The sequence below is a fragment of the Ottowia oryzae genome, from assembly GCF_003008535.1.
Lineage (GTDB): Bacteria > Pseudomonadota > Gammaproteobacteria > Burkholderiales > Burkholderiaceae_C > Ottowia > Ottowia oryzae.
In genome coordinates, this window is record NZ_CP027666.1 from 3507449 (window position 1) to 3527927 (window position 20479).

21 protein-coding genes are annotated in these 20479 nt (G+C 66.0%); 16 read left to right on the top strand and 5 right to left on the bottom strand.

Annotated elements, in window-relative coordinates; translation table 11 throughout:
- Positions 1-10 precede the first annotated feature (10 nt).
- On the top strand, positions 11-892 hold the full coding sequence (locus C6570_RS16040; protein ID WP_123812282.1) for a lysophospholipid acyltransferase family protein: 882 nt from the start codon (positions 11-13) through the stop codon (positions 890-892).
- Positions 893-918: 26 nt separating this feature from the next.
- Here C6570_RS16040 and C6570_RS16045 read toward each other — a convergent pair whose 3' ends face one another.
- Positions 919-1887: an AEC family transporter gene (locus C6570_RS16045; RefSeq protein ID WP_106704108.1), complete on the bottom strand. Its 969-nt coding sequence runs from the start codon at positions 1885-1887 to the stop codon at positions 919-921.
- Between the two features lie 257 nt (positions 1888-2144).
- Between C6570_RS16045 and ribBA the strand changes: the two genes are divergently transcribed.
- From ribBA to C6570_RS18305, 9 genes are all read left to right on the top strand, one after another.
- The gene (ribBA, locus tag C6570_RS16050; protein ID WP_106704109.1) at positions 2145-3284 is read left to right on the top strand and encodes a bifunctional 3,4-dihydroxy-2-butanone-4-phosphate synthase/GTP cyclohydrolase II; all 1140 of its coding nucleotides are present in this window, start codon (positions 2145-2147) and stop codon (positions 3282-3284) included.
- Between the two features lie 31 nt (positions 3285-3315).
- Positions 3316-3786, top strand: coding sequence for a 6,7-dimethyl-8-ribityllumazine synthase (gene ribH / locus C6570_RS16055; RefSeq protein ID WP_106704110.1), 471 nt, complete (start codon positions 3316-3318; stop codon positions 3784-3786).
- Positions 3783-4301, top strand: a complete 519-nt coding sequence (gene nusB / locus C6570_RS16060; protein WP_106704111.1) for a transcription antitermination factor NusB — start codon at positions 3783-3785, stop codon at positions 4299-4301. The genes ribH and nusB overlap by 4 nt, the downstream gene beginning before the upstream one ends.
- Positions 4298-5515: a pyridoxal phosphate-dependent aminotransferase gene (locus tag C6570_RS16065; protein WP_106704112.1), complete on the top strand. Its 1218-nt coding sequence runs from the start codon at positions 4298-4300 to the stop codon at positions 5513-5515. The genes nusB and C6570_RS16065 overlap by 4 nt, the downstream gene beginning before the upstream one ends.
- An 11-nt stretch (positions 5516-5526) precedes the next feature.
- Positions 5527-5967 carry a tol-pal system-associated acyl-CoA thioesterase gene (locus tag C6570_RS16070; RefSeq protein ID WP_106704113.1) on the top strand — a complete coding sequence of 147 codons (441 nt, stop codon included), beginning with the start codon at positions 5527-5529 and terminating at the stop codon, positions 5965-5967.
- Positions 5964-6674 carry a protein TolQ gene (tolQ, locus tag C6570_RS16075; RefSeq protein WP_106704114.1) on the top strand — a complete coding sequence of 237 codons (711 nt, stop codon included), beginning with the start codon at positions 5964-5966 and terminating at the stop codon, positions 6672-6674. The genes C6570_RS16070 and tolQ overlap by 4 nt, the downstream gene beginning before the upstream one ends.
- Before the next feature lie 3 nt (positions 6675-6677).
- A complete protein-coding gene (locus C6570_RS16080; protein ID WP_106704115.1) occupies positions 6678-7088 on the top strand; it encodes an ExbD/TolR family protein in 411 nt (136 codons plus the stop codon).
- Positions 7089-7095: 7 nt separating this feature from the next.
- On the top strand, positions 7096-8313 hold the full coding sequence (gene tolA, locus C6570_RS16085; RefSeq protein ID WP_106704116.1) for a cell envelope integrity protein TolA: 1218 nt from the start codon (positions 7096-7098) through the stop codon (positions 8311-8313).
- Positions 8314-8437: 124 nt separating this feature from the next.
- Complete coding sequence (locus C6570_RS18305; RefSeq protein ID WP_245896226.1) at positions 8438-9004, top strand: redoxin domain-containing protein; 567 nt, start codon at positions 8438-8440, stop codon at positions 9002-9004.
- A 109-nt stretch (positions 9005-9113) separates the two neighbouring features.
- Here the strand turns inward: C6570_RS18305 and sbcB are convergent, their stop codons facing one another.
- The 3 genes from sbcB to clpS all read right to left on the bottom strand — a co-directional run bounded on the left by sbcB (position 9114) and on the right by clpS (position 13702).
- Positions 9114-10562, bottom strand: coding sequence for an exodeoxyribonuclease I (sbcB, locus tag C6570_RS16095; protein WP_106704118.1), 1449 nt, complete (start codon positions 10560-10562; stop codon positions 9114-9116).
- 322 nt (positions 10563-10884) lie between these two features.
- Positions 10885-13233, bottom strand: a complete 2349-nt coding sequence (gene clpA / locus C6570_RS16100) for an ATP-dependent Clp protease ATP-binding subunit ClpA (protein WP_106704119.1) — start codon at positions 13231-13233, stop codon at positions 10885-10887.
- A 100-nt stretch (positions 13234-13333) separates the two neighbouring features.
- Positions 13334-13702, bottom strand: a complete 369-nt coding sequence (gene clpS, locus C6570_RS16105) for an ATP-dependent Clp protease adapter ClpS (RefSeq protein ID WP_106704120.1) — start codon at positions 13700-13702, stop codon at positions 13334-13336.
- A gap of 177 nt (positions 13703-13879) precedes the next feature.
- Here clpS and C6570_RS16110 point away from each other — a divergent pair, with 177 nt between their 5' ends.
- Positions 13880-14152, top strand: a complete 273-nt coding sequence (locus C6570_RS16110; RefSeq protein ID WP_106704121.1) for a cold-shock protein — start codon at positions 13880-13882, stop codon at positions 14150-14152.
- A 95-nt stretch (positions 14153-14247) separates the two neighbouring features.
- Here the strand turns inward: C6570_RS16110 and icd are convergent, their stop codons facing one another.
- Entirely contained in the window at positions 14248-15507 is a 1260-nt protein-coding gene (icd, locus tag C6570_RS16115; protein WP_106704122.1) for an NADP-dependent isocitrate dehydrogenase, read from the bottom strand.
- A gap of 285 nt (positions 15508-15792) precedes the next feature.
- Here icd and C6570_RS16120 point away from each other — a divergent pair, with 285 nt between their 5' ends.
- The 5 genes from C6570_RS16120 (at position 15793) to cydB (ending at position 20324) form a co-directional block, all read left to right on the top strand.
- Positions 15793-16272 carry a redoxin domain-containing protein gene (locus C6570_RS16120; RefSeq protein ID WP_106704760.1) on the top strand — a complete coding sequence of 160 codons (480 nt, stop codon included), beginning with the start codon at positions 15793-15795 and terminating at the stop codon, positions 16270-16272.
- A gap of 40 nt (positions 16273-16312) precedes the next feature.
- Entirely contained in the window at positions 16313-16840 is a 528-nt protein-coding gene (locus C6570_RS16125) for a DsbA family protein (RefSeq protein ID WP_106704123.1), read from the top strand.
- Between the two features lie 170 nt (positions 16841-17010).
- The gene (locus C6570_RS16130) at positions 17011-17475 is read left to right on the top strand and encodes a DUF192 domain-containing protein (protein WP_425437896.1); all 465 of its coding nucleotides are present in this window, start codon (positions 17011-17013) and stop codon (positions 17473-17475) included.
- A gap of 399 nt (positions 17476-17874) precedes the next feature.
- A complete protein-coding gene (locus C6570_RS16135; RefSeq protein WP_106704125.1) occupies positions 17875-19287 on the top strand; it encodes a cytochrome ubiquinol oxidase subunit I in 1413 nt (470 codons plus the stop codon).
- A complete protein-coding gene (gene cydB, locus C6570_RS16140) occupies positions 19284-20324 on the top strand; it encodes a cytochrome d ubiquinol oxidase subunit II (protein ID WP_106704126.1) in 1041 nt (346 codons plus the stop codon). The genes C6570_RS16135 and cydB overlap by 4 nt, the downstream gene beginning before the upstream one ends.
- Positions 20325-20479 lie beyond the last annotated feature (155 nt).

Genomic DNA, 20479 nt, shown 5'->3' on the forward strand with positions numbered 1-20479 from the left:
GCGCACCCCGATGATCCGAACCCCTCAACAAGAACGCATTTACCGCCTGGCCAGCAAGCTGCCAGGCCGCTGGCCGTGGCGCGTGGCGCCGTGGCTTTACCGCCGCACGCACGCGCAGGAAGCGCAATCCACCGAAGCGGCGCTAGTCACGCTGTTCCGCCAGCATTTCCCAGACGCCAGCGACGCCACGGTGCGTGACTGGGCGCGCCTGCACGTCAACCTGGTGGCGTACGAGCTGATGGACGCCATCGCCCTGCGCCGTGTTGGCTGCAACGGCGACGTGCGGCTGAAGGTGGAAGGCATCGACAAGCTGCATCGCGGGCTGAAGGCGGGGCGCGGCGCCATCATCATCCTCACGCACTTCGACCGCATCCTGACCGGGCCGATCGGCGTGGCGCAATCGGGCGTGCCCGTCAGCTCGCTCACGATGGAGATTGACGAGAATAACGAGCTGTCTTCGCTGGAGAAGGCGTACTTTCACCGCAAGATCAGCACTTTTGACGACATGACGGGCGGCATCTCGGTCAAACGCAACCGGTCGATCAAGAAGATCTACGAAAGCCTGGGCCGCGGCGACACCTGGACCATCCTGGCCGATGCGCTGCACCCCGAGGCCAAGAACAAGCGCGCCCACCCGTTTCTGGGCAAGACCCTGTACCTGGCCACGGGCATCGAGCGCATCGCCGCGCACACCGAGGCGGCGCTGCTGCACGTCACCTCGTTCACCGAGCCGGACGGCACGGTGCGCATCCGCATCCGCGACTTGGAAGGCTCGCCCGAGCAGGCCGTTGATCAGGTGATCGAGCAGCTGGAGCGCGACGTGCGCGAGCGCCCCTGGGCGTGGTGGAACTGGGGCCTGCTGGACGCCATGACCACACCGCCCGGCAGCTGATCTGCGCGATTCGCGGGCCCTGGCGCTTAGCCGCCCAGCGGGTTCCAGCGGGCCAGCAAGGCCATCGTGATCGACACGGTGACCACCGCCACGGCGGTGGATACGGCCACCGAAGCGGTCACCAGCTCTTCGGCCTTGTGGTAGCGCTGCGAGAACAGGAACACGTTGGCGCCCACCGGCAGCGCCGCGGCCACTACCATCACCGACAAGGCCAGGCCGCCAAAGCCCAGCGCCCAGCCCGCCAGCGCCATCAGCAGCGGGTGCACCACGCATTTCAGCAGCGAAATGCCCGTGGCCCCGCGCAGGTGCGGCCCGATGGCCGTTTGCGCCAGGGTCACGCCCACCAGCACCAGCGCCACCGGGCCGAAGGCGTCGCCCAGCAGCTTCAAAGGCCGCTCGACCACCGGGTGCAGGCCCAGCCCCGTCAGCGAGTACAGAAAGCCCGCGATGATGGGCAGCGGCACGGGGTGCAGGATGGCGTTTTTCACCGCGCGCGCCACGGTGGCCGCGATGGGCCGGTGTCCCTGCTGCCCGTTCGCGGCCTGCTCGCGCGCGACCAGCAGCTCGATCACGATGGTGGCCAGCGTCAGCAAGACCAGCGCGTGCATCGAAATCAGCGTGAACAGGTGCACCAGGCCCGCCTGGCCATACGCCAGCTGCACCAGGGGCACGCCGATCATCAGCGTGTTGCTGAAGATGGCGGCCAGCGCCACCACGGCCGACCGGCTGTTCAGCCCCTGGATGAACAGCAGCGCGAAGAACATCGCCCCCGCCACGATGTAGTACAGCGCGACGGAGCGCAGATCCAGCCGCTCCAGGTGCGCGGTGGCCATGGTGCGAAACAGCAGCGCCTGCACCAGCACCAGAAAGACAAGGTTGGACAGATCGCGCACCGCCTCGCCGCGAATCAGCCGCAGCCGCCCGGCGGCAAAGCCGATGGCGATCAGCAGCACCACGGGCAGCATCGAGGAGACGACGGGATGGTCAAGCGTCATGGATCAAGCCAGGGGCGTGGCGACGGATTTACAAGCAAAAACTGGCTCCAGCGCTGGTGCCACCAGCGCAAGCAGCTATCATTTCAATAGTTGCCAATAGGGCTGTGCGGGGCTGCGCGCCAGCGCCCGCAGCGCAGCGGGGTCGGCAAGCAAGGATAATGGCGGACTTGCCCCTCGACGCGCCTTTCTGCACAGGCGCCCGTCGCAGTGCACCTGGGCGCCGGGCCCCTGCCCGCGCCCGCCAGCCGACCACCGCTATGAATTCCCCCACACCTGTTACCGCACCCGCTGGCGCCGGCATTTCGCCGGTGGAAGACATCGTTGCCGAGCTGCGCGCCGGCCGCATGGTCATCCTGGTGGACGAGGAAGACCGCGAGAACGAGGGCGACCTGATCCTCGCGGCCGACCACGTCACGCCCGAAGCCATCAACTTCATGGCGCGCTTTGGCCGCGGCCTGATCTGCCTGACCCTGTCGCGCGAGCGTTGCGAACGCCTGCAGCTGCCGCCCATGGTGGCGCGCAACGGCACCAAGATGGGCACCGCCTTCACCGTGTCGATCGAAGCGGCCGAGGGTGTGACCACCGGCATTTCTGCCGCCGACCGCGCGCGCACCGTGCAGGCCGCCGTGGCGCCCAACGCCAAACCGGCGGATCTGGTGCAGCCGGGCCACATCTTTCCGCTGCAGGCCGTGGATGGCGGCGTGCTGATGCGCGCCGGCCATACCGAAGCCGGGTGCGACCTGGCCGCCATGGCCGGGTGCGAGCCGGCCGCCGTGATCTGCGAGATCATGAAAGACGACGGCACCATGGCGCGCCTGCCCGATCTGCAGCTGTTCGCTGCCGAGCATGGGCTGAAGATCGGCACCATTGCCGACCTGATCGAATACCGCAGCCGCACCGAATCGCTGGTCGAGAAAGTGGCCACGCGCCCGCTGCGCACCGCGCACGGCGAATTTGTGGCCCACGCCTACCGCGACCAGCCCAGCGGCAGCGTGCACTTGGCGCTGGTGCTGGGCCAATGGCAGGCCCAGGACGCGGTGCCGGTGCGCGTGCACGAGCCGCTGTCGGTGCTGGACGCGCTGGCGCTGGACCGCAACATGCATTCCTGGAGCCTGGACGCCGCGCTGCAGCGCATCCAGCAAGAAGGCCGCGGCGTGGTCGTGCTGCTGAACTGCGGCGAAACGGCCGAGCAACTGCTGGCGCAATTTGAAGGCACGGCGCGCGCATCACACGCGCCAGAGCGCGGCCGCATGGACCTGCGCAGCTACGGCGTCGGCGCGCAAATCCTGCGCGACTGCGGCGTGCAGCGCATGCTGCTGCTGGGCACGCCCCGGCGCCTGCCCAGCCTGGCTGGTGGCTATGGCCTGGAAGTGGCCGGCCACATCACCAAAGAATGACCACCGTGTTCACACGGATTGAAGGATCGCCATGATCGGCGCTGACAAAGGACAAACCCCCGCCCTCGACGGCCAGAACCTGCGCATTGGCGTGGTGCAGGCGCGCTTCAACGAAGGCGTGACTGACGCGCTGCACCTGGCCTGCGTGACCGAGCTGGCTGCGCTGGGCGTGCGCGCAGAGAACATCGTGCACGTGACGGTGCCCGGTGCGCTGGAAGTGCCGCTGGCGCTGCAAACCATGGCGCGCAGCGGCGACGGGCGCTACGACGCGCTGGTGGCGCTGGGCTGCATCATCCGTGGCGAGACCTACCACTTTGAACTGGTGGCCAACGAATCGGGCGCTGGCGTCACGCGCGTGTCGCTGGACAACGGCATCCCCATCGCCAACGCCATTCTCACCACCGAAAACATGGCGCAGGCCGTGGTGCGCCAGGTGGAAAAAGGCCGCGACGCCGCCCGCGTGGCGGTGGAAATGGCGCTGCTCAAGGAACGACTGGAATGAACACGCCCACCGCACCGCGCAAACCCGTGGCCCCCAACGGCACACGCAAGTCCTCGACCAAATCGGCACGCTCCCGCGCGCGCGAATTCGCGCTGCAGGGCCTGTACCAGCACTTTGTGGGTGGGGGCGACGTGGCCTCCATCGACGCTTTCACGCGCGAGCTGCAAGGCTTCAACAAGGCCGACGCCGTCCACTACGACGCGCTGCTGCACGGCTGCGTCGACCTGAAAGACGACCTTGACGCGCTGATCGTGCCGCTGCTGGACCGCGAGTTGGGCCAGATATCGCCCATCGAGCACGGCTGCATGTGGATCGGCGCGTACGAATTCCTGCGCTGCCCCGACGTGCCCTGGCGCGTGGTGCTCAACGAATGCATTGAGCTGGCGAAAGACTTTGGCGGCACCGACGGCCACAAATACGTGAACGCGGTGCTCAACGGCCTGGCGCCCAAGCTGCGCACCGCCGAGGTGCAGGCCGACCGCGCCGCCGGCAAGCCTGCGCCCGCCGCGCCATGAGGATTTCGCAGCGCGCCCAGCGCATCGAACCGTTTTACGTGATGGAGATGGCCAAGTCGGCCGCCGCCATCGCCAGGGAAGCCGCCGGCACCGACCGGCCGATGATCTACCTGAACATTGGCGAGCCCGATTTCACCGCCCCGCCGCTGGTGCGCGAGGCGGCCGAACGCGCCATCCGCGACGGCCGCACGCAGTACACACAAGCCACTGGCCTGCCCGCCCTGCGCGAACGCATCAGCGATTGGTACGCCCAGCGCTTTGGCGTGCAGGTGCCCGCGCGGCGCATCGTCGTCACCGCTGGCGCATCGGCGGCGCTGCAACTGGCCTGCCTGGCGCTGATCGACGCGGGCGACGAAGTGCTGATGCCAGACCCCAGCTACCCCTGCAACCGGCAATTTGTCAGTGCCGCCGAAGGGCGCGCGGTGCTGGTGCCTTCCACCGCAGCCGAACGCTTTCAGCTCAGCGCCGACAAGGTGGCCGAGGCCTGGGGCGCGCACACGCGCGGCGTGCTGCTGGCTTCGCCCTCCAACCCCACCGGTACCTCGATCCACCCCGATGAGCTGCGGCGGATTCACGCGGCGGTGACCGAGCGCGGCGGCATCACGCTGGTCGATGAGATCTACCTGGGCCTGAGCTACGAGGAAACCTACAGCCACAGCGCGCTGGGCCTGTCGGACGAGATCATCAGCATCAACAGCTTCAGCAAGTACTTCAATATGACCGGCTGGCGCCTGGGTTGGCTGGTGGTGCCGGACGCGCTGGTGGATGTGGTCGAGCAGATCGCGCAGCACCTGTTCATCTGCCCCAGCACCGTGTCGCAGTACGCCGCGCTGGCGTGCTTCGAGGCGGAAAGCCTGGCCGAGTACGAGCGGCGCCGCGCCGAGTTTCGTGCCCGCCGCGACTGGTTCGTGCCGCAATTGCAAGCGCTGGGCCTGCAGGTGCCTGTCACGCCCGATGGCGCCTTTTACGCCTGGACCGATTGCGGCGCCGCCTGTGACAAACTGTTCGCCGGTCGCTCCGAATACAATAGCGGCATGCAGACAGCAGGCAGCTGGGAATTCGCCTTTGAGCTGATGAAGCGCGCGCATCTGGCGGTCACGCCGGGGCGTGACTTCGGCCATGCCGACACCGCGCGCTATATCCGCTTTTCCACCGCCAACTCCATGCCGCAGCTTGAAGCAGCGGTGGCCCGTCTGCGCGAGGTTCTCGCCTAGGCGCAGTTTCGATGGCGTTTGAGTTCCCGATCCGCGTTTACTGGGAAGACACCGATGCCGGTGGCATCGTCTTCTACGCCAACTACCTGAAGTATTTCGAACGCGCGCGCACCGAATGGCTGCGCGCGCTGGGCATTGGCCAGTGGGCCCTGCGCGAGCAGGCCGGCGGCATGTTCGTCGTGGCCGATGCCACCCTCAAGTACCTGCGCCCCGCGCGGCTGGACGATGAACTTATCGTCACCGCCAGCCTCCAAACCAGCGGCAGGACGGCCTTGGTGGTTGCCCAGCAGGCTTGGCTGAAACCGCTCGGCACACCGTTGGCGCAAGCTGCACCCGATCAGACGCCCTCCACGCTGCTGTGCGAAGGCACCGTGCGCATCGGCTGGGTCGATTCGCAATCCATGAAGCCGGCGCGCATTCCGAACGCCCTCCTAGAAAAGTTGAACTCATGAACCAGGACATGTCCATCCTTCAGCTGGTGCTTCACGCCAGCTTCACCGTGCAGCTGGTCATGGTGATCCTGCTGATCGGCTCGATCGCCAGCTGGGCGGCCATCTTCCGCAAGCTGCGGTCATTGAAGGACATCAAGGCGCAAAACGATGAGTTCGAGCGCGATTTCTGGTCTGGCACGAGCCTGAACGACCTGTACGCCGCCGCGGCGCAGAACGCACGCCAGGGCGGCCCGATGGAGCGCATTTTTGCCAGCGGCATGCGCGAATACCAAAAGCTGCGTGAGCGCCGCATCACCGACCCGGGCACGCTGCTGGACGGTGCACGCCGCGCCATGCGTGCCAGCTTCCAGCGCGAGATGGACGCCGCCGAATCCAACCTGTCGTTCCTGGCCTCCGTCGGTTCCGTTAGCCCGTATGTAGGCCTGTTTGGCACGGTGTGGGGCATCATGCATGCGTTCACGGGGCTGGCCGGTCTGCAGCAGGTGACGCTGGCTACCGTGGCGCCCGGCATTGCCGAGGCGCTGGTGGCTACGGCCCTGGGCCTGTTCTCTGCCATCCCTGCGGTGGTGGCGTACAACCGCTTCGCGCGCGACATCGACCGCATCGCGATCAAGGAAGAAACCTTCATCGAAGAGTTCTCCAACATCCTGCAGCGCAACCTGGGCGTGCACGCCAGCGCCCACACCGCCACGCCCACCGGACACTGAGCCATGCCCGCCGTCAGCTCTCGCGGCCGAGGCCGCCGCGCCATGAACGAGATCAACATGGTGCCCTTCATCGACGTGATGCTGGTGCTGCTGATCATCTTCATGGTCACCGCCACCGTCATCACGCCGGGCTCCATCAACATCCCCACTGCCGGGCAATCCAGCAAGCAGCCGGATAAGCGCATCGACGTGATGATCGACGCCGAGGGCAAGCTGTCTCTGGGTGGTGAGTTGAAGGAAAAGAACATCACCGAGAAAGAAGCCGTGGCCGCCATCAAGACGGCGCTGGCCGACAACCCGGAGATGCCGGTGATGATTGCCGCCGACAGCGACCTGCGCTACCAGCAGGTCATCACCATGATGAAGCAACTGCGCGAAGCCGGCGTGCAGCGCGTGGGCCTGTCGGTCAAGTAAGCCTGGGATGAACGCGTCGACCATCGAACGCAACGAGTTCGCACCACCGCCTGAAGGCGGGATGCGCCGCGCACTGACACTGGCGCTGATTGCGCACTTGCTGCTGGTGCTGGCGCTGACCTGGGGCCTGAACTGGAAGAACGACGCGCAGCAGGAAGCGGTAGAAGCCGAGCTGTGGTCGCCCACGGCCCAATCCGCTTCCGCCAAATCGGCGCCCAAGCCGCCTCCGCCGCCGCCGCCCGCTGCAGAACCAACGCCGGCTGCGCCCGCGCGCCAATCTACGCCGAAGCCAGCGCCAAAACCTGAGCCCAAGCCCGAGCCTGTCGTGAAAGCGCCCGCGCCCAAGCCTGCGCCGCAGGACAAGGCCGACGAAGCGCACGACGCCGAGATTGCCTTAGCGCAGAAGAAGAAAAAGGAAGAAGAAGCGCGCAAGCTGGCGCAGGCCAAGCAAGAGGCCGAGCGCAAGCGTGAGCGTGAACGCGAGGAAGAGCGCCGCGAGCTGGCGCAGAAGAAAGCGGCAGAAGACAAGAAGCGCAAGGAAGAAGAACAGCGCAAGCTGGCGGCCGAGAAGAAAAAGGCCGACGAAGCCGAGCGCAAAGAGGCCGACCGCAAGGAAGCCGCGGCCGAAGCCCAGAAAAAAGCCGCCGCAGAAAAGGCAGCCAAGGCGAAAGCCGAGGCCGCCGAGAAAGCGAAGGCCGAGGCACAGGCCAAAGCCGACGCCAAAGCCAAGGCCGACGCGGAGGCGAAGGCGGACGCCAAAGCCAAAGCGGACGCCAAGGCCAAGGCAGATGCCAAAGCCGACGCGGCGCGCGAAGCACGCGAATCCGACGCACGGCGCAAGGCTGAGATTGCCCGAGCGATGAAGATGGCCGGCAGTGCCGACAGCGATGGCGGCACCGCTGCGGGCCGGGGCACGGGCAAGGGCAAGACGGGCGGCGACGATGATCGCGACGCCACGCCTTCCAGTGGCTATGCAGGCCGCATCAGCGCACTCGTGCGGCCCAAGATCATCTTCACCGACGATGTGTCTGGCAACCCCAAGACCGAGGTGGAAGTGCGCACCGGGCCGACCGGCGCCATCATCAGCGCCAGGGTGACGAAGTCCAGCGGCGTGAAGTCCTGGGACGATGCGGTTCTGCGCGCGCTGGACCGCACCGAGAAACTGCCATCGGACAACGGGCGCTACTGGAACCCCATCGTATTCACGTTCAGCCGGCGCGATTGATGGAGCGCCGCCGGCGCTTCGTCGCGGCACCCGCTGCGGCGCAACGCGACAAAGCGCGGGCACCGGTTCTGCGCACCTCGTTCCACCGGCCCGCCGCCGCCAACGCGACCAGCGCCGCCGCACAGTGACGCAGCCCACCGCACAAAACACCGAACGGCCCGCGCAGGCGATAAGCAGCCGCCGGTCACGCTCATGGTGGCTCAACCTGGGCGTGGCGCTGGCGGTGCTGATCGGCGTTCACCTTTGGCAAACGCGCCATGTGCCGCGCGGCGCGGCCCCCGAATTCATATCCCTGGCCATCAGCACCCAAGCGGGTGCGACGATGTCTCTGGCGCAGTGGCGCGCGGCGCATCCCGGGCGGCCGGTGGCGCTGCATTTCTGGGCCGAGTGGTGCGGCATCTGCCGAATGGAAGAAGGCAACGTGAGCCGCGTGGCGCAAGACTGGCCGGTGCTCAGCGTCGCCATGCGATCGGGCGACGTGGCCGCCGTGCGGCGCGTGATGGGGCAGCGCGGGCTGAACTGGGCCACCGTGATCGACCCGAACGGCGACGTGGCGCGCCGCTATGGGCTGGGCGCGGTGCCAGCGCTGGTGGTGATTGGACCCAACGGCCAGATCAGCACGACCAGCGTGGGCTACACCACCACGTGGGGCATGCGGGCGCGCTTGTGGTGGGCGCAATGGCGCGCTTGAGTGCGACGGCAGGGCAGTTGGGCACCGACCACCGCTTTAATGAAGAGTTGGTCTTTGGCGCCCATCCACACAGCGCTGGCAGCTATAGTTACTATAGCTATCTGCCGATTCAGGCATCCGGTGCCATGGCCTCGCCCCACTCGTACAAGGCCTCCAGGATGCTCTGGGTGCGTTCGTCCTCGGCGGTTTCGGCCAGCTGGTCGATGCGGTCGAACAGCGCCTGCACCGTGAGCGCGCCGCCCTCGCCTTCCAGCAGCCGGGCAATGCGGTGTGCCTGCCAGCGCTCGGCCTCGGGTGGCGTCAGCGTGTCGGGGAAGTTGCGGGCGCGGTAGCGAAAGACCAGCTCCGCCAGGCGCGCGTCGTCAAAGCCCGTGCGGTCGCGCGCCAGCTCTTCGGGCGACAGCGCCAGCAGGGCGTTCAGGCGGCGGCGGTCGGTGTTGCCGACAAAGCCACCGTACAGGTCTTCGTCCACGTCCACCGCCTCTGCCGCGCGCGGGCGCTCATACACGGCGGCCCACAGGGCGCTCAGATCGGGCAGCGCGCGCAAGGCCTCGGCATGGCGGGCCGCCTGGGTCAGGTCGATTCCCCAGCGCTCGGCCAGCTCGGGCCGCAGGGTTTTCAGGCTGCTGACGACGATGGGCGACTTGTTCAGGTGCACGCCCTTGATGGCCAGCCGCGTCACGCCTTCAGGCAGGTCGGCGCTGGGGGTGAAAAGGCGCTCGCGCACCTGCTCGGGTGTGAGGTCGGCCAGCTCACTGGGGTCGGCCGACAAGTCCCAGGCCAGAAGCTCGTTCTTGTTGGTGGGGTGCATGGCCAGCGGCCACATCACCGCGATGCAGCCGCGCGTGGCGCCGAACATGCCGCTGACGTGCAGGAATGGGCGCGCCTCGCGCAGCGTGCTGGGCAAACCCAGCTCCTGCGCCACGCGGTCTTTGGCGCGCAGCTGTAGGCAAAAGTCGAAAAGCTTGGGCTGGCGTTGGCGAATCAGCCGCGCCAGCGCGATGGTGGCGCGCACGTCGGACAGCGCATCGTGCGCCGATTCGTGCACCAGGCCGTTGGCGGCGCTGAGCTTTTCCAGGCGGAAGGTGGGCAGCCCGTCTTCACCCACAGGCCACTCGATGCCCTCGGGCCGCAGCGCATGCGTGGCGCGCACCACGTCCAGCAAATCCCAACGGCCGCAATCGTTTTGCCACTCGCGCGCGTACGGGTCGCGCAGGTTGCGCCACAGCATGAAGCGCGTCACCTCGTCGTCAAAGCGGATGGAGTTGTAGCCCACGCCAATGGTGCCCGGCTCGGCCAGCAGGTCTTGGATCTGCCGCGCAAACTCGCTTTCTGACACGCCTTTGGCGGCGCATTCCTGCGGCGTGATGCCGGTGATCAGGCACGATTGGGGGTCGGGCAACGCGTCGGTGGCGGGCTGGCAGTACAGCATCACCGGCTCGCCGATCTCGTTCAGCTCAGCGTCGGTGCGGATGGCGGCGAACTGCGCTGGGCGGTCGCGGCGCGGGTTGGCGCCAAAGGTTTCGTAGTCGTGCCAGAGGAAGGTGGTTACCGTCATCGTTGAAGCATAGCCTGCCGTCGCACCCGCATCGAAACGGCGGGTGCCAGTCGGCGTTCACCCGGCACTGGCGTTAAAAGCGATGGCCGCAACACGATTTCTTGAATGACAACGCCCTAGCGCCCGACGCACCTTCGTTGGTAGCTATTGTTTTTGAAGCAACCCATTCACCAACCCACGGCTGGATGACTGGCGCGCGCGTACGACCATGCGCCAGAGCGAGTTGTCGTCCCCAAAAGAAAAAGCCAGCGAATCAAAGACTCGCTGGCTTGCAGAATTCGCACGCCGTGGCCCCTGCGGCAGCAGGGGCCACGGACAAAACTCAATCGCTGCCGGTCGCCAGCTCTTCCTCCGGCTCGGCCGGCTCAGAGCCCTTGGCGCGTTCGCGCTTGGGCAGCGGCGTGATGTCGAGCAGCACCTCGTCCTTGTCGTCCAGGTCGACCGTCAGGCGGCCACCTTCGGTCAGGCGACCGAACAGCAGCTCGTCCGCCAGCGCCTTGCGGATGGTGTCCTGAATCAGGCGCTGCATCGGGCGGGCACCCATGAGAGGATCGAAGCCCTTCTTCGCCAGGAACTTGCGCAGCTTGTCGGTAAAGGTGACTTCCACCTTCTTCTCGGCCAGCTGCTGCTCCAGTTGAAGCAGGAACTTGTCGACCACGCGCAGGATGATCTGCTCGTCCAGCGGCTTGAAGCTGACAATGGCGTCCAGCCGGTTGCGGAACTCGGGCGTGAACAGGCGCTTGATGTCGGCCATCTCGTCGCCCGCCTGACGCGGGTTGGTGAAGCCGATGGTCGCCTTGTTCATGGTCTCGGCGCCCGCGTTCGTCGTCATGATGATGATGACGTTGCGGAAGTCGGCCTTGCGCCCGTTGTTGTCCGTCAGCGTGCCGTGGTCCATGACCTGCAGCAGCACGTTGAAGATGTCCGGGTGGGCTTTCTCGATTTCGTCGAGCAGCAGCACCGCGTGCGGCTTCTTGGTGACGGCCTCGGTCAGCAAACCGCCCTGGTCAAAGCCCACGTAGCCGGGGGGCGCACCGATCAGGCGCGACACGGCATGGCGTTCCATGTACTCGGACATGTCGAAGCGGATCAGATCCACGCCCATGATGTAGGCGAGCTGCTTGGCCGCTTCAGTCTTGCCAACCCCGGTGGGGCCGCTGAACAGGAACGAGCCAATCGGCTTGTCAGCCTTGCCCAGGCCCGAGCGGGCCATCTTGACGGATGCCGCCAGCACGTCCAGCGCCTTGTCCTGGCCGAAAACCACGCTCTTGAGGTCGCGCTCCAGCGTCTGCAGCTTGCTGCGGTCGTCGTTGGACACGTTGGCCGGCGGGATGCGGGCGATCTTGGCCACGATCTCTTCGATCTCGTGCTTGCCGATGGTTTTCTTGCGCTTGCTGGCCGTGGCGATGCGCTGGGCAGCACCAGCCTCATCGATCACGTCGATGGCCTTGTCGGGCAGATGGCGGTCATTGATGTACTTGGCCGACAGCTCGGCAGCAGCCTGCAACGCTGCCACGGCGTACTTGACGTTGTGGTGCTCTTCAAAACGGCTTTTCAGCCCCTTAAGGATGTCGATGGTCTCGGGCACGCTGGGCTCGACCACGTCCACCTTCTGGAAGCGGCGCGACAGCGCAGCGTCTTTCTCGAAAATGCCGCGGTATTCGGTGAACGTGGTGGCGCCAATGCACTTGAGCTGGCCGCTGGACAGCGCCGGCTTGAGCAGGTTGGACGCGTCCAGCGTGCCGCCGGATGCCGCACCGGCACCGATCAGGGTGTGGATCTCGTCGATGAACAGGATGGCACCGGGCTTGTCCTTGAGCGACTTCAGCACGCCTTTGAGGCGCTGCTCAAAATCGCCGCGGTACTTGGTGCCCGCCAGCAGCGCGCCCATGTCCAGCGCGTAGACGGTGGCATCCGCCAGCACTTCGGGCACGGCGCCTTCGGTGATGCGCCAGGCCAGCCCTTCGGCAATGGCGGTCTTGCCCACGCCGGCTTCGCCCACCAGCAGCGGGTTGTTCTTGCGGCGGCGGCACAGGATCTGGATGGTGCGCTCGACCTCGTACTCGCGGCCGATCAGCGGGTCGATCTTGCCGTCCTTGGCGCTTTGGTTCAGGTTGACGGTGAATTGCTCCAGCGGCGACTGCTTTTCGTTGCGCTCGCCGCCTTCTCCGCCGCCCTCACCTTCAGCGCCAGGCTGCTGGCCGTCGGAAGACTTCGTCTGCTCGGGCGGATCGCTCTTGCGGATGCCATGAGCAATAAAGTTCACCACGTCCAGGCGCGTCACGCCTTGCTGGTGCAGGTAATAAACGGCGTGCGAATCCTTCTCGCCAAAGATGGCGACGAGCACGTTGGCGCCGGTCACTTCCTTCTTGCCATTGCCCGTGGACTGCACGTGCATGATGGCGCGCTGGATCACGCGCTGGAAGCCCAGCGTGGGTTGGGTATCGACTTCATCGGTGCCGGCCACCTGCGGGGTGTTGTCCTTGATGAAGTTGGTCAACGACTTGCGCAAGTCGTCGATGTTGGCTGAGCAGGCGCGCAGCACCTCGGCGGCGCTGGGGTTGTCCAGCAGTGCCAGCAACAGGTGTTCCACGGTGATGAACTCGTGGCGTTGCTGCCGGGCCTCTACAAAGGCCATGTGGAGACTGACTTCAAGTTCCTGGGCGATCATGATGATGTTTCCTTTGCACCTACAGCTTACGACGTTCTGCAGGTTTCGACAGTCTCAGTTGGGGGATGTCCGGGCTTATTCAACGGCCAGCCGGCGGGCGTCATTCCACCGGTTCGCTCACGCACTGCAGCGGGTGGCCGGCGTCGCGTGCTGCGCCCATCACCTGGTCGACTTTGGTGGCCGCCACGTCGCGCGAATACACGCCGCAGACACCCTTGCCGTCCAGGTGGATCTTCAACATGATCTGGGTGGCGGTTTCGCGGTCCTTGCCGAAGAACTCCTGGATCACGAGCACCACGAATTCCATGGGCGTGAAATCGTCGTTCAGCATGACCACCTGGTGCATCTGCGGCGGCTGGATCTTGAGCGGCACCCGCTCCAGCACCACGGCTTCGCCGTTGTCAGGTTGTCGTGCCGGGGTGACGCTGGGGGACGGCGGAACGGTCGTTTTCGGTTTGCGGGTCGCCATGCAAAAGATTCTATCGGGGCGCCGCCATGGCGCGTCGCCACCTCATATGTGGCCCTACGCCGCTGATGCAAGGGTGACAGTTATTGCCGACACTCCACCCATGAGACGGTTGACAAGTTAGAACTTGTTACAGCACACTCGCCAACGTAGGACGGAAGTATCTAAAGGAGACGTGCCATGCCGGTTGGGAAAGTCAAATGGTTCAACGACTTGAAGGGTTTCGGTTTCATCGAACCCGACGACGGCGGGCCTGACGTGTTTGCCCATTTTTCAGCCATCGACATGGATGGTTTCAAGACCCTCAAGGAAGGCAGTCGCGTCAGCTATGAGGTCAACGAAGGCCCCAAAGGCTTGCTGGCGATGCGCATCCGCAGCGAATCTGCCGAGGAGGCCCTGCCTGGCGAGGCGCCACCGGCTTCGGCCGAAGCTCAACCGCCCATGCTGTCGTAAGCAGCCCACGCTGCCTCGCGGCCTCAAAAAAGCCCGGTCTTGCCGGGCTTTTTGATTGGCGTAGGAACGTCGGCGCCACTGGCGCCCCCTGCGCCTCACATATGGTCGATCATCACCTGCCCGAAGCCTGAGCAGCTGACCTGGGTGGCGCCTTCCATCAGGCGCGCGAAGTCGTAGGTGACTTTCTTGGTCTGGATAGCGGCTTCCATGCTGTCGATGATCTTGTCGGCCGCCTCTTTCCAGCCCATGTGGCGCAGCATCATCTCGGCCGAGAGGATTTCGGAGCCAGGGTTGACGTAGTCCTTGCCTGCGTACTTGGGCGCCGTGCCGTGCGTCGCCTCAAAGCAAGCCACGCTGTCGCTGAGGTTCGCGCCAGGGGCAATGCCGATGCCGCCCACCTGCGCGGCCAAGGCGTCGGAGATGTAGTCGCCGTTCAGGTTCAGCGTGGCGATCACGCTGTACTCGGCCGGGCGCAGCAGGATCTGTTGCAGGAATGCGTCGGCGATCACGTCCTTGATGACGATGTCTTTACCCGTCTTCGGGTTCTTGAACTTGCACCATGGGCCGCCGTCGATCGGCTGGGCGCCAAACTCTCGCTGGGCCAGCGCATAGCCCCAGTCGCGAAAGCCCCCTTCCGTGTACTTCATGATGTTGCCCTTGTGCACCAGGGTCACGCTGGGCTTGTCGTTGTCGATGGCGTACTGGATGGCCTTGCGCACCAGGCGGTCGGTGCCCTCGATCGACACCGGCTTGACGCCGATGGCCGAGCTGTCCGGAAACCGGATCTTGCTAACGCCAAGGTCTTCCACCAGAAACTTGATCAGCTTCTTGGCCTTGTCGGACTTGGCTTCGTACTCGATGCCCGCGTAGATGTCTTCGCTGTTCTCGCGGAAGATCACCATGTCGACTTTTTCCGGCTCTTTCACGGGCGAGGGCACGCCCTTGAAGTAGCGCACCGGGCGCAAGCAGACGTACAAGTCCAGCTCTTGGCGCAGCGCCACGTTGAGCGAGCGGATGCCGCCGCCCACCGGCGTGGTCAGCGGCCCCTTGATCGAAACGACGTACTCCTTGAGCAGATCCAGCGTTTCCTGCGGCAGCCACACGTCGGGGCCGTAGACCTGTGTGGCCTTCTCGCCTGCGTAGACCTCCATCCAGGCGATCTTGCGCTGGCTGCCGTAGCACTTGGCCACCGCCGCGTCCACCACCTTCATCATCACGGGGGTGATGTCCACCCCAGTGCCGTCACCCACGATGTAGGGAATGATGGGCTGGTCAGGCACGTTGAGCGAAAAATCCGCGTTGACGGTGATTTTCTGGCCTTCGGCAGGCACCTTGATGTGCTCGGAACGGGTCATTCTGGTCTCCAGATGTCGATGGGGCGAAGCAATCCGGCCGCGCCGCCCGCCGGGCAGTGGGCTGGCGCGCCTTGAGACTTGGAATTCTAGGCGGTGCCCCGCACCTTGCGTTGTCACAGGGGCAGCCCTGACGCAGTGTTTCGCGCACTGCGCTGTCCTACAGACACACGCCCCGCGCCTGGCGGACACTCGGCTGGCTTCAACGTTCCAACCTATTTGACGTTGCCTGCGGGGCCGCTCGCCGCCGAGCCATTTTTTGCGAACGCCACCAAGGACACCATCCTCATGACCGCTTCATCGCAGCCCACCGACATCCTCGCCGTGGGCACCCAGGCGCCAGACTTCAACCTGCCCGCCACCCCCGACCAGCGCCTGCGCCTGAGCGAGTTGCGCGGCAAGCCGGTGGTGCTGGTGTTCTACCCCGCCGACTGGAGCCCTGTTTGCGGGGACGAGCTGGCGCTGTTCAACGAGGCGCTGCCGCTCATCAAGCCCAAGCAAGCGCTGGTGCTGGGCATCTCGGTCGACAGCGCGTGGTGCCACCAGGCTTTCCGCGACGCCCGCAAGCTGCACTTTGACCTGCTGTCCGATTACGAGCCAAAAGGCGAAGTCTCGCGCGCCTACGGGGCCTACGACGCCGAGGCCGGTTGCAGCAAGCGTGCGCTGTTCGTGATCGACGCCGAGGGCAAGATCGCCTGGAGCTACCTGTCGCCCGTGGCCATCAACCCGGGCGTCGATGGCGTGCTGGACGCGCTGGACCGTCTGTAAACCCATCGCCACAATCCGCCTTGCCCTACCGGAGCCCCTCATGTCCCTGAAACCCCCACTCAGCGCCAACGACCACACCGTCGGCAACGCCAAGGCCGTGATCCAGGTGGTCGAGTACGGCGACTACCAGTGCCCCTATTGCGGAGACGCCTACCCCGTCACCCAGGAACTGGTTCGCCGCTACGGCGACAAGATCGCGTTTGCCTTTCGCAATTTCCCGCTGGTGGAAGCGCACCCTGAGGCGTTCAACGCCGCCATCGTGGCCGAGTTCGCCGCGTCGCTGGGCCAGTTCTGGCCTGCTCACGACGCCTTGTACGAGAACCAGGGCGCCCTGGGCCCCGAGCTGTATGGCCAGATCGTCGCCTCGCTGGGCCAGAGCGCCGAGCAGTTCCAGGCGGCCGTCGATGCGGGCGAGCTGGAGGCGCGCGTCCGCCAGGACATGGAAAGCGGCTTGCGCAGCGGCGTGAACGGCACGCCGTGCTTTTTCATCAACGGCCAGCGCTTTGACCCGCGCGGCGGCTTTGAAAGCCTGCTGGACGCCGTGGGGCAACTGGTCGAGCGCACGTAAACTCGCCCCCGGGCTGGCCGCCTTCGCGGGCGGCGCCCGCCCCCCCTTTTGCACCTACCGCCCTTCGCACCATGGCTTTTTCTGTGCCCATTCGCTTTCCTACCCCCTCCGTGAACCGGAACCGCCGACGGGGTGCGCGCATCGGGCGAACGGTGCGCCTGAGCCAGGCTGTGCGACGCGCAGCTCTGCTGACCGTGGGTTGCACGGTGTTGGCCGCCGCGGCGCAAGCGCAACTTGCACCCGCCGGCCAGCCGCAGATGAACCTGCCGCGCACCACGCTGATGGCGGGCATGTACCGCATCGACGCGCAAGTGGCCAGTACCAACGCACAGCGGCAGATCGGCCTGATGCACCGGCAGGAAATGCCTCAGCACGAAGGCATGCTCTTCGTGTTCGAGCAGCCCGCCGTGCAGTGCTTCTGGATGAAGAACACGCTGATCCCGCTGACGGCCGCCTTCGTGACCGACGACGGCACCATCGCCAACCTGGCCGACATGAAACCGCTGGACGAGACCAGCCACTGCTCCACCAAGCCCGTGCGCTACGTGCTGGAGATGAACCAGGGCTGGTTCGACGCCAAGCACATCAAGGCCGGCCACAAGCTGGGTGGCGAGGCGTTTCGTCGAGCGCCCTGAGCGCATCCGCGCCCTGGCCGGGCCGCGCCTGGCCCGCGTGTCGCTCGTGGGTGAAATACTCCTGTTTTGATAGCTGCCAGCGCTCGTGGCACCTGCGCTAGAGGCCAGAATCTTTCAGATTCCTAACGCCGTCGCGCGCTGCGGCTTAGGCAACTCGCCAACGCGCCCCGGGCGCTGAGCGCGCCTGACCACTAGGCTTCGCCGTCTCCAGCAGCTACCCCGAGCGCGATGCGTTGGTCGCCGCCTTCGGCCCTGCCAACCCAGCCCGATTGGCGGCTACCGCAGTCCGGTTACCCACCCGCTGGTCCATCACGCGCAGCCGCCCCGCCACGCCCGCAGCGGGCGGCCCCGGTACGCGACCTACCGCCGGGGGTAATGCATCGGTCACACAATGACGTCATGGACGTCCTGCTGCTCTCCCGCATCCAGTTCGGGTTTGTGATTTCGTTTCACATCATCTTCCCGGCTTTCACCATCGGCTTGGCCAGCTGGCTGATGTTTCTGGAGTGGCGATGGCTGCGCACGGGCGACCCGATGTGGATGAGCCTGTACCGCTTCTGGGTGAAGGTGTTCGGCATCTCCTTTGGCATGGGCGTGGTGTCCGGCATCGTGATGAGCATGCAGTTCGGCACCAACTGGTCAGAGCTTTCAGCGCGCGCCGGCAACATCCTCGGCCCGCTGCTGAGCTACGAGGTGCTCACCGCCTTTTTCCTTGAGGCGGGCTTTCTGGGCGTGATGCTGTTCGGGCAAAGGCGCGTCAAGCCCGGCGTGCACTTCTTTGCCACCTGCATGGTCGCGCTGGGCACGCTGATTTCCACCTTCTGGATCATCGCGGCCATCAGCTGGATGCACACCCCTCAGGGCCACGTGCTGGTGGACGGCGTCTTCGTGCCGGAGAGCTGGTGGGCGATCATCTTCAACCCGTCTTTCTTCTACCGCCTGCCGCACATGGTGCTGGCGGCCTTCATCACCACCTGCTTCGTGATCGGCGGCGTGAGCGGCTGGTACCTGCGCCGCGGCGTGCACGTGCCCGCGGCCCTGCGCATGCTGAAGTTGTCGATCGGCTTTGCGGTGATTGCCGTGCCGCTGCAGATGCTGGTGGGCGACATGCACGGCCTGAGCACGCTGAAGCACCAGCCCACCAAGCTGGCCGCCATGGAAGGCCACTGGGAGGCCGGCCCACCCGGCGAAGGCGTGCCCCTGGTCGTGTTTGCCGTGCCCAACCAAGCCGAAGCGCGCAACGACTATGAGATTGCCATCCCCCGCCTGGGCAGCGTGATCCTCACGCACAGCCTGGACGGCGAGATCCCGCCGCTGAGCGCCGTCGCCCCCGAAGACCGTCCGCCGGTCGCCCCCGTGTTCTTCGCCTTCCGCGTGATGGTGGGCCTGGGCGTGCTGATGCTGCTGTTGGTGGTCTGCTCGGCCTGGGCGTGGTGGCGCGGGAAGCTGGGCAGCGCGCATCTGCTGCACACCGCCTGGCGCTGGATGGCGCCGGCGGGCTTTGTGGCGCTGCTGTCCGGCTGGTACGTGACCGAGATTGGGCGCCAGCCCTGGGTGGTTTACGGCGTGCTGCGCACGCGCGACGCGGTCAGCCCGCTGATCACGCGCACCGAGGTTCTGTGGTCGCTGGCCAGCTTCATCAGTGTGTACGTCGTCATCTTCGGCGCCGGCATCTGGTACTTGATCAGGCTGCTGCAAAAAGGGCCGGAGGTGCACGAAAGCGCGCCGGACAGCGAGCATGGCCTCAAAACAGCGGCACGCCCCCTTTCGACGGCGGACGCACGCGACATTGGCGAAGGGAGTGCCCCATGAACACCAGCCCATGGCTGCCCGTCGTCTGGTTTGGCATCGTCGGCTTCAGCGTACTGATGTACGTGCTGTTGGACGGCTTCGTGCTGGGGCTGGGCATCCTGGCGCCCACGGCCAAGACCGAGGGTGAGTTCGACCACATGATGAACACCGCCGCGCCGATCTGGGACGGCAACGAAACCTGGCTGGTCCTGGGCGGCGCCGGCCTGTTCGCGGCCTTCCCCAAGGCGTACGCCGTGATCCTGTCGGCGCTGTACCTTCCGGTGCTGATCATGATGCTGGCGCTGGTGTTTCGCGGCGTGGCGTTCGAATTCCGCTTCAAAGGCTACGGCTTTGCCAAGCGGGCCTGGGGCGGTGCGTTCTGCGCGGGCTCGGTCGTGGCCACGTTCTGCCAGGGCGTCATCCTGGGCGCCGTGGTGCAAGGCCTGCCGCTGGTCGACGGGCACTACCGCGGCGGCGCTTTGGGCTGGATGACCCCCTTCGTGCTGCTGACGGGCTTGTCGCTGGTGGTGGGCTACGCGCTGCTGGGTGCCAGCTGGCTGATCCTGAAGACCGAAGGCCCGCTGCACGACCGCGCGCGCCGCCTGGCCCGCCCGCTCGTGGTCTTGATGCTGCTGGCCATGCTGCTGGTCAGCGCCAGCCTGCCTTTCCTGGCTTCGCGGCTGATGGCGCGCTGGTTTGACGGCACCAACTTCCTCTGGCTGTCACCGGTGCCCATCGTCACGCTGTGGGTGGGCTGGCTGCTGTGGCGCGACGCCGGGCGCCCGCGCCTGCCCGAGCATCGGCCCGCGCACGACGCGCGGCCCTTCGTCTGGACCATGGCGCTGTTCGTGCTGGGCTTTGCGGGCCTGGTGCTGGGCATGTGGCCGCTGATCGTGCCGCCTTCGCTGACGATCTGGGCAGCGGCGGCGGCGCAGAGTTCGCAGGTGTTCCTGCTGACCGGGCTGGTCTTCCTGCTGCCGCTCATCCTGACCTACACGGCCTGGTCGTACTCGGTGTTCCGCGGCAAGATCGCGGAAGACGCGGGCTACCACCACTGATGCGCAAGGGCGCCGGGCGGCCACCCGGCGCGCGGGTGGGCCAGCAGAGCGCATTTGGCTCAACCAAAGCGCCTTTCTGCGCCTGCCGTGCCTGCCGTGCCTGCCGAGACTGCCGAGCCTGCCATCCGTCGCTATTGATTCAATAGCTGCCAGCG